The 15,890-nt window shown below is 60.5% G+C and carries 15 protein-coding genes and 1 riboswitch; of the genes, 5 read left to right on the plus strand and 10 right to left on the minus strand.

Annotated features, from left to right (window positions below; translation table 11 throughout):
* The first annotated feature begins 226 nt into the window (after positions 1-226).
* A riboswitch (cobalamin riboswitch) is annotated at positions 227-428 on the plus strand.
* A gap of 139 nt (positions 429-567) precedes the next feature.
* The 5 genes from FXO11_RS19185 to FXO11_RS19205 all read left to right on the plus strand — a co-directional run bounded on the left by FXO11_RS19185 (position 568) and on the right by FXO11_RS19205 (position 5,786).
* Positions 568-1,584 (plus strand): ABC transporter substrate-binding protein, encoded by a 1,017-nt coding sequence (locus tag FXO11_RS19185; RefSeq protein ID WP_148864986.1) that lies wholly within the window; start codon positions 568-570, stop codon positions 1,582-1,584.
* The gene (locus FXO11_RS19190; protein ID WP_148864546.1) at positions 1,581-2,645 is read left to right on the plus strand and encodes a FecCD family ABC transporter permease; all 1,065 of its coding nucleotides are present in this window, start codon (positions 1,581-1,583) and stop codon (positions 2,643-2,645) included. The genes FXO11_RS19185 and FXO11_RS19190 overlap by 4 nt, the downstream gene beginning before the upstream one ends.
* Complete coding sequence (locus FXO11_RS19195; RefSeq protein ID WP_148864547.1) at positions 2,642-3,418, plus strand: ABC transporter ATP-binding protein; 777 nt, start codon at positions 2,642-2,644, stop codon at positions 3,416-3,418. The genes FXO11_RS19190 and FXO11_RS19195 overlap by 4 nt, the downstream gene beginning before the upstream one ends.
* A gap of 150 nt (positions 3,419-3,568) precedes the next feature.
* A complete protein-coding gene (locus FXO11_RS19200) occupies positions 3,569-4,378 on the plus strand; it encodes a TatD family hydrolase (protein WP_148864548.1) in 810 nt (269 codons plus the stop codon).
* 199 nt (positions 4,379-4,577) lie between these two features.
* On the plus strand, positions 4,578-5,786 hold the full coding sequence (locus tag FXO11_RS19205; protein WP_148864549.1) for an HD-GYP domain-containing protein: 1,209 nt from the start codon (positions 4,578-4,580) through the stop codon (positions 5,784-5,786).
* A gap of 466 nt (positions 5,787-6,252) precedes the next feature.
* Here FXO11_RS19205 and choV read toward each other — a convergent pair whose 3' ends face one another.
* From choV to FXO11_RS19255, 10 genes are all read right to left on the minus strand, one after another.
* Positions 6,253-7,434 carry a choline ABC transporter ATP-binding protein gene (gene choV / locus FXO11_RS19210; RefSeq protein WP_148864550.1) on the minus strand — a complete coding sequence of 394 codons (1,182 nt, stop codon included), beginning with the start codon at positions 7,432-7,434 and terminating at the stop codon, positions 6,253-6,255.
* Complete coding sequence (gene choW / locus FXO11_RS19215) at positions 7,431-8,279, minus strand: choline ABC transporter permease subunit (RefSeq protein ID WP_148864551.1); 849 nt, start codon at positions 8,277-8,279, stop codon at positions 7,431-7,433. The genes choV and choW overlap by 4 nt, the downstream gene beginning before the upstream one ends.
* A 75-nt stretch (positions 8,280-8,354) precedes the next feature.
* Positions 8,355-9,284, minus strand: a complete 930-nt coding sequence (locus tag FXO11_RS19220; RefSeq protein ID WP_148864552.1) for a choline ABC transporter substrate-binding protein — start codon at positions 9,282-9,284, stop codon at positions 8,355-8,357.
* Positions 9,285-9,467: 183 nt separating this feature from the next.
* The gene (gene betA, locus FXO11_RS19225) at positions 9,468-11,135 is read right to left on the minus strand and encodes a choline dehydrogenase (RefSeq protein ID WP_148864553.1); all 1,668 of its coding nucleotides are present in this window, start codon (positions 11,133-11,135) and stop codon (positions 9,468-9,470) included.
* A gap of 88 nt (positions 11,136-11,223) precedes the next feature.
* Positions 11,224-12,687 carry a betaine-aldehyde dehydrogenase gene (gene betB, locus FXO11_RS19230; protein WP_148864554.1) on the minus strand — a complete coding sequence of 488 codons (1,464 nt, stop codon included), beginning with the start codon at positions 12,685-12,687 and terminating at the stop codon, positions 11,224-11,226.
* The gene (gene betI, locus FXO11_RS19235) at positions 12,684-13,283 is read right to left on the minus strand and encodes a transcriptional regulator BetI (protein ID WP_148864555.1); all 600 of its coding nucleotides are present in this window, start codon (positions 13,281-13,283) and stop codon (positions 12,684-12,686) included. Before betI ends, betB begins: the two co-directional genes overlap by 4 nt.
* Positions 13,284-13,543: 260 nt before the next feature.
* Positions 13,544-14,452: a lysine exporter LysO family protein gene (locus tag FXO11_RS19240; RefSeq protein ID WP_148864556.1), complete on the minus strand. Its 909-nt coding sequence runs from the start codon at positions 14,450-14,452 to the stop codon at positions 13,544-13,546.
* A gap of 49 nt (positions 14,453-14,501) precedes the next feature.
* Complete coding sequence (locus FXO11_RS19245) at positions 14,502-14,873, minus strand: PA4575 family protein (RefSeq protein WP_148864557.1); 372 nt, start codon at positions 14,871-14,873, stop codon at positions 14,502-14,504.
* 108 nt (positions 14,874-14,981) lie between these two features.
* The gene (locus FXO11_RS19250; protein WP_148864558.1) at positions 14,982-15,296 is read right to left on the minus strand and encodes a DUF2288 domain-containing protein; all 315 of its coding nucleotides are present in this window, start codon (positions 15,294-15,296) and stop codon (positions 14,982-14,984) included.
* A gap of 19 nt (positions 15,297-15,315) precedes the next feature.
* On the minus strand, positions 15,316-15,870 hold the full coding sequence (locus FXO11_RS19255; protein WP_148864559.1) for a hypothetical protein: 555 nt from the start codon (positions 15,868-15,870) through the stop codon (positions 15,316-15,318).
* Positions 15,871-15,890 lie beyond the last annotated feature (20 nt).

The following is a 15,890-nucleotide window of genomic DNA, read 5'->3' on the forward strand; positions in this document are numbered from 1 at the left end:
TAAGGAGCCTCTGAATAACTCCTGGATCGCCTCTGGCTTTTAGAGCCATCCACAATCAAGGCGCGACTTTGCAGGAAGGCTGGTTGCCTTTCAAAAAGTCGCAACGCGGAGTGTGGATGGCTCTAAAAGCCCCGAAGGGCGCGCTCTGAAGACTGCATCTGCCGCGTTGCGGCTCTTGGCAAGGACTACGGCCATTACCGGCGAGCCCCGCCTTGCAGCTACAGCCTTCAGAGCACGCAGAGGCGGTCCAGGAGTTATTCAGAGGCTCCCTAACAGGGAATTCGCCGCAGCCCTGCTGCGAACCGAAACTGCCCCCGCAACTGTAGACGGTGAGCCACGTCCTTCCATGCCACTGGGATACCATCCCGGGAAGGCTGGGCGAGCAACGACCCGTCAGTCAGGAGACCTGCCGACAAGACGTTTCATAACGCCGGGCGGGGTGTCCCGGGGGAAGGAAGGATGAGACTCGTTTCATCATTCGGCGCGCCCCCTGGACCGCCGCTTTGCCGACCAGCGCTTCCGGACTATTGGACCCCCGTTCAACCTTGATTGATCCGGAGTTCCACTATGCGCTTCCTTCGCCCCGCCCTGCTCGCGCTATGCGCGCTGCCAGGACCCCAGACCCTGGCCGATGCCACCGAGTACCCCGTTACTCTGACCAACTGCGGCGCCGCTGTCAGCTTCGAGGCCGCCCCCGAAAACACCGTCACCATCGGCCAGGCCGCCACAGAGATCCTTTACTCTCTGGGCGTGGGCAACACCGTTTCGGGTACCTCGGTCTGGTTCAATCCGGTGCTCCCTGAATTCGAGGCACTCAATGCGGGCATCGACCGGATCGCCGACAACGACCCCAGTTTTGAATCCGTGGTAAACCGGAAGCCGGACCTGGTGACCGTGCAGTACGAATGGCACGTCGGATCAACTGGAAGCGTCGCGACCCGCGAGCAGTTCCATGAACTGGGTATTTCGACCTACATCATGCCCGCGGACTGCGATACCAAGGACAACTCCACCGGCGGCGACGGGACCCGTGTGGCAGCTTTCTCCCCGGATTCGATTTACAAGGGCATCAACGAGCTGGCGGCCATCTACGATGTGCAGGACGCAGGCGCCGCACTCGTCGCCGACCTCAAGACGCGGGAAGCCGACGCTGCCGAACGTGCCGAAAACCTCGAGCTGCCAGGCGATCTTTCCGCGGTCTTCTGGTTCTCCTCCGCCGATCTGGAGATCGATCCCTACGTCGCCGGGCGTCTGGGCGCGCCGGGCTATATGATGGACAAGCTCGGCATCCGCAACGTGATCGAGTCCGACGAGGAATGGCCCACGGTGGGCTGGGAGTCCATCGCCAAGGCCGACCCGGACGTGATCGTCATCGCCCGGATGGACCGGCGCCGGTTCCCGGCCGACGATGTGGAAAAGAAACTGGCGTTCCTGCGCGACGACCCGGTGACCCGCCAGATGACGGCTGTCCGCGAAGGACGCATCGTACAAATGGACGCCCATGCCATGAGTGCCACTTTACGCACGATCTTTGGCCTTGAGGCACTCTCCGAGGCGCTGGCAAGCATGTCCTTCGACCGATGAATTCGACCGTGGCGCTACAGACGGTGGTGCGCTCCCGGCTGCGGTGGGTCTGGTTGCCGCCGTTGGTGCTGGTTAGCGCGCTGATCGCCGGTACCGCCATTGGCGAGACGCGGATTCCCATCGAAACCGTACTCAAAGTGCTCGCCAACCGGCTCTGGGATGCGGGCTACGCCGTGGACCGTATCGACGAGGGTATCGTCTGGAGCTACCGGTTCAGCCGCGCCATCGTGGCGGCGGCCTGCGGTGCCGGGCTGGCGCTTGCCGGCGTTGTGCTTCAGGCACTGCTGCGCAACCCCCTGGCCGATCCCTTCCTGATGGGTATTTCCGCTGGCGCGTCCACCGGCGCGGTTGCGGTGACCGTGGCGGGCATCGGCGCGGGGGCGTTTACGCTCTCTGCCGGCGCCTTCGCTGGCGCCGTCCTGGCCTTCGGCCTGGTTGTCCTGCTGGCCCACGCCGCGACCGGCGGCGCCGGCGGCCGCGGCCTACAGGCCGCCGGAGCGATTATCCTCGCCGGTATCGCAGGCTCGCAGCTGTTCAATGCCCTTACCGCGTTTATCATCGCCAAATCCGCCAATGCCGAACAGGCGCGCGGAATCATGTTCTGGCTGCTCGGCAATCTTTCGGGGGTGCGCTGGGACGATGTTTTTCTTGCCGTGCCCGTCGCCCTGGCTGGCCTGCTGGTCTGCCTCTGGCACATGCGGGCCCTGGATGGGTTCACCTTTGGCGCAGACAGCGCCGCATCCATGGGCATCGCCGTGCGTCCGGTGCGGGGCATCCTGATCGCGACCACCGCCCTGGTCACCGCAGTGATGGTGTCGATGGTGGGCGCCATCGGCTTTGTCGGACTGGTCATCCCCCACGCCATGCGGTTTATTGTCGGCAGCCGCCACGCCCGGCTGGTGCCCACCTCGGCGCTGGCGGGCGCCGTGTTCCTGATCGGCTCGGATGTGCTTTCGCGCATCCTCGTACCGGGCCAGGTGCTGCCCATCGGCGTGATTACGTCGCTGATCGGCGCCCCGGCCTTCGCGATGATCCTGGTCCGCGGCGCGGGGACACGATGAAGCTTACCGGAGAACGCCTGCACTGGGCCGTCCAGGGCCAACGGCTGCTGGATAATGTCAGTCTCGAGATCGAGCCGGGCGAGACCTTCGGCCTGATCGGACCCAACGGTTCGGGTAAAAGTACGCTGCTGCGTCTGCTTGCCGGACTACGCAAACCCGCAAAAGGCCGCGCATGCCTGAACGGCCGGCCGCTCACCGGCATGCGCCAGCGCGAAATCGCCCAGTCCATTGCCCTCGTCGAACAGCAGGCGGAAACCACCGACCGTCTAACCGTGCGTCAAGCCGTGGAATTGGGGCGTACGCCGTTCCTCTCGGCTATGAGACCCTGGTCCGAGCGGGACACGGCGATCGTTTCCCGGGCTCTGGACGATGTGGACATGCTTCACTTCGCCGACCGGCTCTGGCACACCCTGTCCGGCGGGGAGCGCCAGCGGGTCCACATTGCCCGGGCGCTGGCTCAGCAGCCCAAGATCCTGCTACTCGACGAGCCCACCAATCATCTCGACATCCATCATCAACTCTCTATCTTGACGCTGGTCAGGCGTTTACCCATGACCGTGGTGATCGCCCTGCACGACCTCAATCAAGCCATGGACTGCGACCGGCTGGGCGTAATGGAAAGGGGCCGTCTGGTGGCGCTGGGTACGCCGGCTGAGGTACTGACGACAGAACGGTTACGGCATACGTTCGGCGTCGCGGCGGATATCCTGAACGATCCGGTGGACGGCAGCCGGATCATGCGTTTTCGTCATGCGCTTTGTCCCCATGAATAGGGCTATCCATGGGAGTCGCTATTCGGTGTTGGTTGAACGGAGTGGTGATCGTGCCCCTCCCACTAGCCGTGCTTTACGGTTGGGGTCAGGACACCCAGCAATGCTAGACTGCCCATTAACTCATTTTTGACGCAAGACAGCCTACGAATCATGAGCAAGAAGCGACGCGAAATTCCGGTTTTCGAGCAGCCGATTATCGAGACCCACTGCCACCTGGACTACCTCAAGGACAGGCCGCTGGCAGAGACGCTCGCCGAGGCCCAGCGCGTTAACATCGAGCGCATCGTTACGATTGCCGTATCGCCGGACAACCTAGCAACCGTGCGCGAACTCACGAACCAGGCCGATTTTGTCTACGGCACTCAAGGTGTGCATCCTCACGATGCGGAGAGCTACACCGACGCCGCTGAAGCGGAGATCCGCGCTCACGTGGGCGGTGACAAAATGGTCGCTGTCGGCGAGATCGGTCTGGACTATTTCTACGACAACGCCGACCGCGACGTCCAACGGGCCGTTTTCCGCCGCCAGCTCCAGATCGCCTGCGATACGGATCGGCCGGTCGTGATCCACAGCCGCGAAGCCGACGAGGATACGATCGACATTCTCAAAGAATTCGAAAGCACCCTGAAGCGCCGGGGGGTCATTCACAGCTTCACGTCCGGCCCGGGACTGGCGCGGTATGCACTGGACCAAGGGTGGTGCCTGGGTTTCAACGGTATATCGACGTTCAACAAGGCAGAGAACGTACGGGACATCATTCGCATGACGCCGATCGACCAGCTACTGCTGGAAACCGATTCGCCTTTCCTCACCCCGGTGCCCTACCGCGGTCGCGAAAACGCGCCGTTCTATATTCCGTTCGTTGCGGAAAAGGTGGCGGACGTCAAGGCATTGCCGCTGGACGAGGTGCTCACCACGACCTACCGGAACAGCTTACGCACGTTCTTTCCTCACGGGTGATCCCGAGCGCCCAGCGGCCGCCGAATTAAATCGAAAACTATGGCGGCGATAGGGCGTGCAGCTACCGATTTCACTACTTTTTGCAAACCGTCAGAGTGCGCCATCGTCTAGACTCGCTATAACGACGTATAGTTTTAAACGACAGGGTCATGTCAGTCTTCGCCGAATCTCTCCAATCGCGGGAGTACATCGAACGTTCATGATAAAGCGCATCCCTCTCTCAGCCCTCAAAGTCGGCATGTACATTACCGACATGAACAACGATTGGATTCCCCACAGTAACGACAAACGTCGCGGGGTCGTCCAGCGCGAGGACATTATTGAAAAAATAGCGCGGCTGGGCGTGCGGCATGTCTACATTGATACCGCCAGGGGTCTGGATTCCAGTGAAGGCGTTCCGCTTCAGGACGTTGACCGCTCCAATGAAACGCTGCTGCAGCAAGCCGGCGGCCTCAAGCCCCAACTGACGCCATATACCGGGCGTGACGAAGAGATCATCATTGCCAAGCGCATCCATAACGAGACTCAGAGCCTGGTCGGCAGTCTGATGCAGAACGTTAAGCTAGGCCAGGCCATCGATTTGTCGCCGGTACACGAGCTGGCGGAAAATCTCCAAGGTTCGGTGTTCCGCAATCCCAATGCCATGGCCTGCCTGGGCCGTATCCGCGAGAAAGACAACTATCTGCTGGAGCACTCGGTCAACCTGAGCGTACTGATGTCGATCTTCGGCAAGGCCATGAAGCACTCGCCTGAAGTCCTCCTACAAACCGTGGTAGGTGCGCTGCTGCACGATATCGGCAAAATCCTCACGCCGGACGATATCCTGCACAAGCCGGGACGCCTCACGCCGGAGGAGTTCGAGGTGATGAAGCGACACGCGCTCGATTCCTACAAGATCCTAGCGGGCACGGAAGGCATCGGCGAGCTGACGCTGCTTACCGCGGGCCAGCACCACGAGCGCATGGATGGTAGCGGCTACCCCGAAGGCCTCAAGGGCGACAAAATTTCTGTTTATGGCCGGATGGTCGCGATTGCAGACGTCTATGACGCGATTACCTCCAACCGGGTCTACCATAGCGCCATGACGCCCACACAAGGGCTGAAAAAGCTGCTGGAATGGAGCGGCGACCATCTGGACCCGGAACTGGTGCGCCAGTTCATCCGCTGTATCGGCATTTATCCGGTCGGCTCGCTGGTCCTTATGGAAAGTGGCCGCCTGGGTGTGGTGATCGAGGGCAACGAGGACGACCAACGCCTGCCGGTGGTGCGCATCATGTATCACACCCGTTTCCGTATGCCGATCAAGGTGGAAACCCTGGATCTGGCCAAGCCCAGTGCTCAGGACCGGATTGTACGGGCCGTTGACCCGGCCACCTATAAGATCGATGTCAGGCGATTTCTGGCGTAGTGCCCAACGTTGTTCTGGACGGTCAAATTCAACATAGGTCTGCTACGCCGTGCCGGAAGTGAATGGATGCCATCGCTTCCGCTGTCCTGGATGGCCCTCCCCAGTGTGCTGTCTGGTGAATGCGTTGACCTACTGCGAGCATCTGAGGACTTTGGGCAAGGCGCTGGGACCGCAGGCATGGTGGTTCCATGTCAAGAAGCAGCAACGCAGATCCAAAGTCCTCAGATGCTCGCCCGAAGGGAGGCCCTGAGAATCTGGCTAGCGGCGTTGCGGCGACTCGATGTGGAACCACCACATCTTCACCGCCGCGCCTTACTATCCAGATTCTCAGGGCCTCAGTAGGACAACGCATTCACCAGACAGCACACTAGCCATGACGACCGGGGCGTCCCTGCCCCTCCTACAGCGATGGCATCCATTCACTTCTTCTGACCTCGACGTTATTCGCTTCTTAGAAAGCGAACAATCAACTATCGTCCAGATGCTTGCCCAGCATCGCGTGATACAGCTCCCGGTCGCCAATTGCGCCGGTGATGGCTCCATTTTCCTCCACCAGCAGGCTGTGACCGGTGAAGTAGCGGATCTCCACCGCTTCGCGCAGCGGCGTGGACGGGGCGATGCAGGTGGGCTTCTGGGCCAGGCTTTCGATGGCCTGTCCTTCGCTCCAGCTCTGGGTCTGGTAGGTTTGGCCCTGGCTGGTGACGACAGCCCTCTCGGCGCTCTCCGGTGTGTGCAGCCAGGTGTCGTAGCGTTTGTTGAGGCAGCGGTTGCCTTCGTCATCTACCGCTACGTCGCCGATCGGCAACATCAGCGACCGGACCGCCAACACGTTGAGCGGGTTGGTGCTGGCCACGAAGCTTTTAACGTAGTCGTTCTCCGGCTTGAGCACGATGGACTCGGGCTTGCCGTGCTGGACGATCTGGCCGTCCTTCATGATAGCGATGTGGGAGCCCAGCTTGAGCGCCTCGTCCAGGTCGTGGCTGACGAAGACGATGGTCTTCTGCAAATCTTCCTGAAGCGTCAGCAGCTCGTCCTGTAACTGGTGGCGGATCAGCGGGTCCAGGGCCGAGAACGGCTCGTCCATCAGCAAAATTTCCGATTCGGTCGCCAGGGCGCGGGCCAGGCCCACCCGTTGGCGCATGCCGCCGGACAGTTCGTCGGGTCGGCACTTGGCCCAATCCTGCAGGCCCACCAGCTCTAACTGACGCTGGACCTTTTTTTGCCTTTCGGCCTTGCTCAGGCTCTGCAGCTCCAGACCAAAGCCGACATTTTCCTCCACCGTCAGCCAAGGCATCAGCGCAAAGCTCTGGAACACCATGGAGACGCGACGGGTGCGGATATCCCGCTGCACCTTGTCGCTGGCCTGGGTAAAGTCCACCGACTGGTTGTCGTGCTGGATGCGGATCGAACCGCTGGTGACTTTGTTCAAGCCGTTGATACAGCGCAGCAGGCTGGACTTGCCCGAGCCGGACAGGCCCATGAGCACACAGATTTCACCCTTCTTGATGGATAGGTTCGCGCCCTGCACCCCCACCACCAAACCGGTCTGTTCACGGATGGCCTCGCGGTCGAGGCCCTGTTCGATCATTGGCAAGGCCCGCTGGGGTTGCTTGCCGAAAACCACATTCACGTTTTTCAGCTCAATCATGCGGAAGCCTCCCCGGGATTTTTCTGACGGAAGAAACGGTCCATCCAGATTGCCAGCAGGACGATGGCCAGACCAGCTTCAAAACCCTTGCCGATATCCACGGTGTTCAGCGCCCGCACGACCGGCACGCCCAGACCATCGGCGCCGACCAGTGCGGCGATCACGACCATCGACAGCGACAGCATGATGCACTGGGTAATCCCTGCGCCAATAGAACTCATGGCGGCGGGAAGCTCAATCTTGAACAGCAGTTGGCGGTCGGTGCAGCCAAAGGCCTTGCCTGCTTCCACCAACTCGGTCGGCACCTGGGAAATCCCCAAGTACGTCAGGCGCACCGGCGCGGCGATGGCAAAGATAATGGTGGAAATCACGCCCGGCACCACGCCCAGTCCGAACAGCGTCAGCGTGGGAATCAGATAGACGAAGGGCGGAATGGTCTGCATCAGGTCCAGAATCGGCTGGATCGCCTTGTACAGCCATTGGTGATGCGCCGCGTAAATACCCAGCGGTATCCCGATGACGACACAAAGAATCGTGGCGTAGAGCACCAGCGATAGGGTCGCCATGGTGTCTTCCCAATAGCCCAGGTTCCAGATCAGCAGAAAGCTGATCAGGGTAAAAGCGGTCAGGCCCCAGCGGCGATGACGTAGGTGCGCCGCCACGGTAAACAGGGCCACCATCACACCCGGCGGCACCCAAAGCAGGCCGTCGGTCAGTCCATGGATTAGACCGCCGAGGTTTTCCGACACGGCATCGAAGAATCCGCTACCGTTATCGACGAGAAAATTGACAACCTCTTCCATGAAGTCGCCGAATGGCAATTGATGCTCGGTTATCCAGCTCATGGTGTCGTGTCTTTTCAAATTCAGGAAGGATTCCGGCGCCGGCTCCAACAGAGCCCGGCGCACAGAAACGAAGGCTTACTTCAGGCTCGCCTTGACCGCCGGCAGCGCAGGCTTACCGTCGAGGGTGGTCACGCCTTCGAGCCACTTGTCGAGTACGGACGGGTTGTTCGCCAGCCACGCGTGGGCGGCATCGCGGGGCTCTTCGCCGTCGTTAAGGATGGCGCCCATCACTTCATTTTCCATCTGCAGGGAGAATTCCAGGTTCTTCAGTAGCTGGCCGACATTCTGGCACTCGTTCAAGTAGCCCTCGCGCACGTTGGTGTGAACAGATGCACCGCCATAGTTCGGACCGAAGAAATCGTCACCGCCGGAGAGGTATTCCAGCTCGTGGTTGGCGTTCATCGGGTGCGGCTCCCAGGCCAGGAACACAATCCAGTCGTCGCGGCGTACGGCGCGACCCACCTGAGACAGCATGCCGGCTTCACTGGACTCGACCACGCGGAAGTCGTTCAGGCCGAAGGCGCCCTTTTCGATCATGTCCTGAATCAGACGGTTGCCGTCGTTACCCGGCTCGATGCCATAGATGCGGTTGTCGAACTTGTCCGCATTCTCGGCGATATCTTCAAAGCTGGTCACACCGGCGTCGTAGACATACTTGGGCACCGCCAGGGTATACTTAGCGCCGGTGAGGTTGGTGCGAACATCCTCAACTTCACCGCTTTTCAGATACGGACGAATGTCCGCTTCCATGGTGGGCATCCAGTTGCCCAGGAACACGTCGATATCGTCGTTCTCGAGCGAGCGGTAAGTGACCGGCACGGACAGGACTTTGGCTTCCGGCTGGTAGCCCATGCCTTCCAGTACTTCGGAGGTCAGCGCGGTGGTGGCGGTAATGTCGGTCCAGCCCACATCGGCAAAACGCACGGTTTCGCATTCCTGATTCGGGGCGGCCATCGCCGCGCCGCTTAACATCAGACCATTGAGAGCCAAAAAGAACTTCTTCATCGTTATCTCCTTTCTCCAGCTGGAGGAGCCTGTGAGAAACACCCGGCCTGGGTCCGCAAGCACATCGACCTGCAGGCCACATCGAGTATCTGTCAGACGCTCCCCGTTTCTTTTGTGAAATAACCCGTCGTAAAAAGCATTAGTGCAAAACTTCGTTATCGTTACGAACGCCGGTCTCGGCGCTTATCGCTGCTTGCTGCGCCAGTCCGGATGTTCCCAGACAGCCACCGGCGTGGGATGCAGCGGATCCCGGCCGCGGATATGATCCGCGCATTTCTCTGCCAGCATGATCGTCGGCCCGTTGAGGTTGCCACTCACCACACTGGGCATGATCGACGCATCCACCACCCGTAGGTTTTGCACGCCGTAGACCCGCGCCTGCTCGTCCACCACGGCCATGGGATCGTCGGCACGGCCCATCTTGCAGGTGCAGGAGGGGTGGTAGGCGCTGTCCGAATACTGCCGGACGAAGGCATCGATATCGGCGTCGGAGGTCATGTTCGCGCCCGGCCGCAGTTCCTTGCCCCGATACGGGTCAAACGCCTTCTGGGCGAAAATCTCGCGGGTCAGCTTGACGCTCTCGCGCATTTCCCAGCGGTCCCGCTCGGTGCTGAGCAGGTTGGGGTCGATGATCGGATGATCGCCTGGCTTGTCCGATTTCAGTTTCAAGTGGCCACGACTGGTGGGGCGCATGGGGCCCACGTGAACTTGAAAACCGTGACATTCGGCATCCTTCCGGCCGTGGTCCAGCACCTGGGACGGCAGGAAGTGGAACTGAATGTCCGGGTGGCGCACCCCCGCTTCGGAGCGGATAAATCCGCCGGCCTCCAGGTGCGTCGTCCGGCAGGCGCCCCAGTCATGATTCAGGAACCACTTCACCCCGGCGATGGTCTTGCCCGGCTGGGTCGTGTACTTGTAGAGCGTGATCGGCTGCTTGCACTCATGCTGGACGTAGAGCTCCAGGTGATCCTGCAAGTTCTGGCCCACCCCGGGGCGATCCGCCTTCACCTCGATACCCAGCTTCTCCAGGTCTGCCGCGGGGCCGATACCGGAGAGCATCAGCAACTGGGGCGAATTGATCGCGCCGCTGCTGACAATGACCTCTTTGCGTGCAGCCACGCGAATCGTTTTGCCATCCTGCACGTATTCAACGCCCACGGCGTTGTCGCCATCGAACAGTATGCGCTGGGTCATCGCGCCGGTTTCAGCGGTCAGGTTGGGCCGCTCCAGCACCGGGCGCAAATAGGCCTGAGCCGCGCTCCAGCGTTTACCCTGCTTGATGGTCATGTCCATCAAGCCCACGCCTTCCTGCTGGTAGCCGTTCATATCCTCCGTGAAGGGATACCCAGCCTCCTTGCCAGCGTCGATAAAGGCATCGAACAGCGGGTTGGGCTCGTCGCCGGTATGGACATTGAGCGGGCCGCTGCCGCCCCGGTAATCGTCGGCGCCCTTCTCGCGGGACTCCGACTTACGGAAGTACGGTAGCACGTCCTGATAGCGCCAGCCGGTGGCGCCCTCTTCGTGCCAGCGGTCGTAGTCGTAGGCGTGGCCCCGGATATAGACCATGGCGTTGAGCGCGGAACCGCCGCCCCAGACTTTACCCCGGGGCCAATAGAGGCGACGGTTATCCATGAACGCCTGCGGTTCGGTGTGGTAGTACCAGTTGTATTTTTCATCCATGAGGTTGTACATCAGGGCCGCCGGCATATGGATTTTCCAGGTGTCGTCCTTGCGGCCTGCTTCCAGTACCAAGACCTGGTCCTGACCGTCCTCGGTCAGCCGGTTTGCCAGCACGCAACCGGCCGAGCCGGTGCCTACCACCACATAGTCAAACTCACGATCAAACTTCAAGACTGTCTCCCCTGCTGTTTGCAGTATGGTGCAGCGCTTCGCGGGTGCGTCTGGACGCCTATCAAACAGAACGGCGCTTGCCCTTTAATCAAAACGGCGCTTCAAGAGGCACCATCCCCACGTAAACCGATTTGGTCTGGGTGTAATGTTCGATGGCCTCACGGCCGTTTTCCCGGCCCAGGCCCGATAGCTTGTAGCCGCCCACCGGCATTTCCGCCGGCGACGCGCCCCAGCTGTTGATCCAGCAGATACCGGCCTCGAGCCGATGGATGACCCGATGCGCCTTCATCAAGTCCCGGGTAAACACGCCTGCGGCCAGGCCGTATTCGGTATCGTTAGCGCGCCGGACCACTTCATCCTCGTCGTCAAACGGCAGCACCGCCATGACCGGGCCGAAAATTTCCTCACGGACGATGGTCATATCGTCCCGGCAGTCGGCAAACACCGTGGGCGCGACGAAGTAGCCGTTCTCAACGCCCGCCGGGCGCAAACCTACGCCGCCGGTAACCAGACGCGCACCCTCGCTCTCGCCGGTTTCGATGAACTGCATCACTTTGTCACGGTGGTCGGCGCTGATCAGGGCACCCAGGTTGGTCTCGGGATTCATGGGGTCACCGGCAACGATGTTGTTCTCGGTGCGGTTGGCCAGTTTTTCGAGGAACTGGTCGTAGACAGCGCGCTGGACAAACACCCGGGTGCCGTTGGTGCAGACTTCACCCTGGGTGTAGAAGTTGCCCATCATGGCGCCGGAGACCGCCTGATCGAGATCCGCATCGTCGAAAATCACCATCGGCGACTTGCCGCCCAGCTCCATGGTGACGGACTTGAGGGTCTTCGCCGCATCGCCCATAACTGTGCGGCCAGTCTCGGCCTCGCCGGTAAACGTCACTTTGGCGATACGTGGATGGCCCGTCAGCATCTGACCGACGCGGTAATCGCCCTGTACCACATTGAAGACACCGGCCGGAACGCCAGCCTCTATAAAAATCTCCGCCAGCTTGAGGGCGCCCAGCGGCGTCTCCTCGGACGGCTTGTAGATCATGCTGTTACCACAAGCCAGCGCCGGCGCCGACTTCCAGCAAGCGATCTGCAGGGGGTAGTTCCAGGCGCCGATACCCGCACAGACACCCAACGGCTCGCGGCGGGTGTAGAAAAAATCGGGGCCTACCGGCTGGCTGATACCTTCGATGCTGGATGCCTGGCCGGCGAAATACTCCACCGCATCCGCACCGGTGATCACATCCACGACGCTGGCTTCCTGCCAGGGCTTGCCTGTATCCAGTACTTCGATTTCCGCCAGCTCGTCGTTACGCTCGCGCAGCAGTAGTGCCGCTTCGTTAAGAATACGGCCGCGCTCAAGACCGGTCAGCGCGGCCCACTCGCGAAAACCGCGTTCAGCGCTGTCCACTGCCGCGGCCATGACCGTCTCGTCGGCCTGCTCCACCTGGTAGATCACCGCGCCGGTGGCCGGGTTGACGACATCAAAGGTTTCACCGCTCTGATTGGATAGGTAGTGGCCATCGACAAACGATGGGTAAACAGGAAGACTCATGATCGCACTCCGTTATTCGCCTGAATCGCCTGATCGATATAGGTCTTACACAATGCGATGGCCTCATCCGGTTCGATGCGGCCTTCACTCATGGCGGCGCGAAGCCAGAAGCCGTCGATCAGGGCGGCAATGGTTTGGGCTATGCCCTTGACCCGGTCAGCGGGTAACAAGGCTTTGAGGTAGTACTGCAGGTTGGATAGCAGGCGGCGCTCATTGACCCGCTGCAGGCGCATCAGCTCAGGGCTGTGCATAGCCTGAGTCCAGAACGCCAGCCAGGTCTTCGCCGATTGGGGATCGGTCTGCACACTGGAAAAGTTAGCGTCGACAATCGCCATCAACCGCTCTCGCGGCGTGTCGGGGCGCGCCTCCATACTGCGCAGAACGTCACCGCACAGACTGGCCAGCAGGTGTCGCATCGCCGCTTCCAACAACCCCTGTTTGCCACCGAAATAGTGGCTCACAATGCCTACGGACATCCCGGACGCCTCAGCGATCTTGCCGATGGTCGCGCCTTGGAAACCGTTGGTCTCAATGACCTTCAGCGTGGCGTCAATCAGTTGCTGACGCCGGATTGATTCTACATCCAGCCTTGCCATACCACCCTCGAGAATAGAATTTTGAACACCCTTTCAATTCATTGAACGACCATTCAATGACGAGAGCTTAATGATTTGAGGGCTAAAGATCAAACCAGAGGTGAAAAGCACATGTGGACGGGAGATCTGGCTTGCAAAGCCTGCATTCAATCAAATACTTTAAGAAACAACGTATTGCCTTAGGACAAGGCCAGGGGAAAATTCTATTAGTCGTCAAATAAAAACGAGGGATACAAAGGGGCCGTGTTCGGAGGTCGGGCTCACCCAGCCAAGAAAAGCCCCATCAGCACCGGTGAGATAAACGAAAGGATAAATCCGGAGGCAATCGCCACCGGCACGCAGGCAAGACCGCCGCTACGGCGAATAATCGGCAAGGTGAAATCCATCGCGGTAGCCCCGCCATAGCCAATCGCCACGGCGGGGCGCTGGGCGATGAGCAATGGGATAATCACCAGCGCGATGATTTCCCGCAACACATCGTTGAGGAAAGCCACACCACCCCAGGCTGGGCCCAGGGCATCACCCACCACAATGCCGGACAGCGAGTACCAGCCGAACCCTGACACCAGCGCCATAACGTCCATCAGCGGCAGATCGTAGAACGGCGCAATGGCCAGACCCGCCAACAGCGACGTCGCTCCCAGTGTGAGCGCAATGCCCAGCCCCTGACGATTCATCAGCAACCGGCGCAGGGAAAGACCGGCGTTACGCAACTGCAGGCCGATCAGAAACAGCAACAGCATCAATGCGGCACTGGCCAAATCCTCAACCCAGGTCAGTTTTGGCAGAAGCGCATAGCCCAGCAGCATCCCCACCATTACCGACCCCAGCGGACGCACAGCACCCAGGAACAGCCGACGATAGCTGAGGCTGCCTTCCGGCTGGTCGGCGGCTTCGAGTGTCATGGGCTGCCAGCGATGCCATAACCAAAGACCGGCGAGATTAGCCACCAGCAGCGCTCCGACCAGGATCAGTACCTGTCCGGTCATGCGGCTGAGCTGCTCGGCGAGGCCGTCAAGTTGGCCCAGGCTAATGCCCAGAAGCCCAAGGATCAGGTAGACCAATCCTTCTACGCCATGGTTGACCCAGGTGAGCGCTCGTCGATTCTCCAGATGAATCGCGAAGCCGACAAAAAGCGGCACCAGGATCAGCAAAGCGCTGGCAAACATAGGGAAGTCCTTTTCCAGAGGGAAGACGATAATTAAGAAAGGCGGGATATTACCAGAGCGGCTCGTGCTGGTCAGGATCGAAGACGTAAACGCCGGTGTTGGCATCTCGGCCGCGGCGAATCGTGCGGGCATGGCGCTGTGCGCTCACCGTCCACACCACATGCTCGTCGGGTGCCGGTTCGTAGCTTTGCGCCAGCAGGGAACCGGCGACACCACGCAACGCGGCCTCGGCCTGAGCGGCGCTATTATACGGCCCCTGGCACTTGTGACGCTCGGGCTGGCCATCTTCGGGGCCGCTGAGCGCCACCAGCGCCCAGGCGTCCTCACCCACCGGCTTAACATGAAGCTCAATACGCCGGTCCTCGCGCTTCAACACAAGCGCGCGGAGAGGAGTTCGACCACTGAAGTAATGCAGCTTCATGTCAGTTACACCTAGCGTCTACACCTTGGACGTTACACCTTCACTCTGACGGTTGCACCTTCCCAGGTTGCGTCGGCCCGAAGCTGGGCCGACACATGTGCTGTCTCGTTAATTGCGCGTATTGCGATCCTGCACGAGTACCCAGGGTGCGATGACGACGGCCCAGAGTCGGGCGTCCGAGTCGTACCAGGATTGCGCCCGCTCAACCGGAACGTCGCCAACCGCGCCCTCGCTCATCCACTGCTGAAACCGGACCTTGTCATCCGCAGCCAAGGCCTCGCCGACCTCCAGTAGATCCAGGCTTTCGCTGACGAAGACCACCTGCCCACGGGCAAAATACGTCTGTAGATCCCGCCAGGGCACCTGTGCCGTTTCCAGGTTCAGCTTGTCGCGAGTGTCTTTCGGGGGCATGGCTGCAGACATGGATGCTCCGCTCGTTCAATCAGTTGGTACCCGGCGCCTGACGCTGTTGCTGGGCTTGCATGAATTCCATGATTTTTTGCTGATTGCGCTTGAGCACTTCGCGGTCGTTCTCAGACACTTTCTCCGCAATATTGCCGAATTGCTGGTTCATCTTCTGGCGAGCCTGTTCGGGAACGTTGGGGTTGTTCATCATGGCTTCCTGAGTGGCGGCCATGAAGCCCATCATGACCCGGGCCTGAACTTCCAGCAGTTCTTCCACATCGTCAAAACCGTTATTCTCGGCCACACGATTAACGTCGGCGTAGGCATTCACTTCTTCCAGCGCCTCGGCCATACCTTCGGCCATCGCTTCCGGATCGAAGTCCTCGGCACGGGGGTCCAAACGCGGCGGCTGTTCTTCGGGCGGCAGGGTCGCCAGACGCTGACCCACCTGTTCCATCACCGGCTGCAGCTCATCCATAGCGCCCAAAAGTTTATCCAACCGCTCGTCGGTCAGTGGCGCATCGGCCTGCGCCAGCGTTGCCATCATGGCCAGGGCAACCCCTGCCAGCCAACGACCCATAAAGTCTTTCATTTCGCTCTCCTTTTCGTGTG

It is taken from the genome of Marinobacter fonticola, from assembly GCF_008122265.1.
GTDB classification, from domain to species: Bacteria; Pseudomonadota; Gammaproteobacteria; order Pseudomonadales; family Oleiphilaceae; genus Marinobacter_A; species Marinobacter_A fonticola.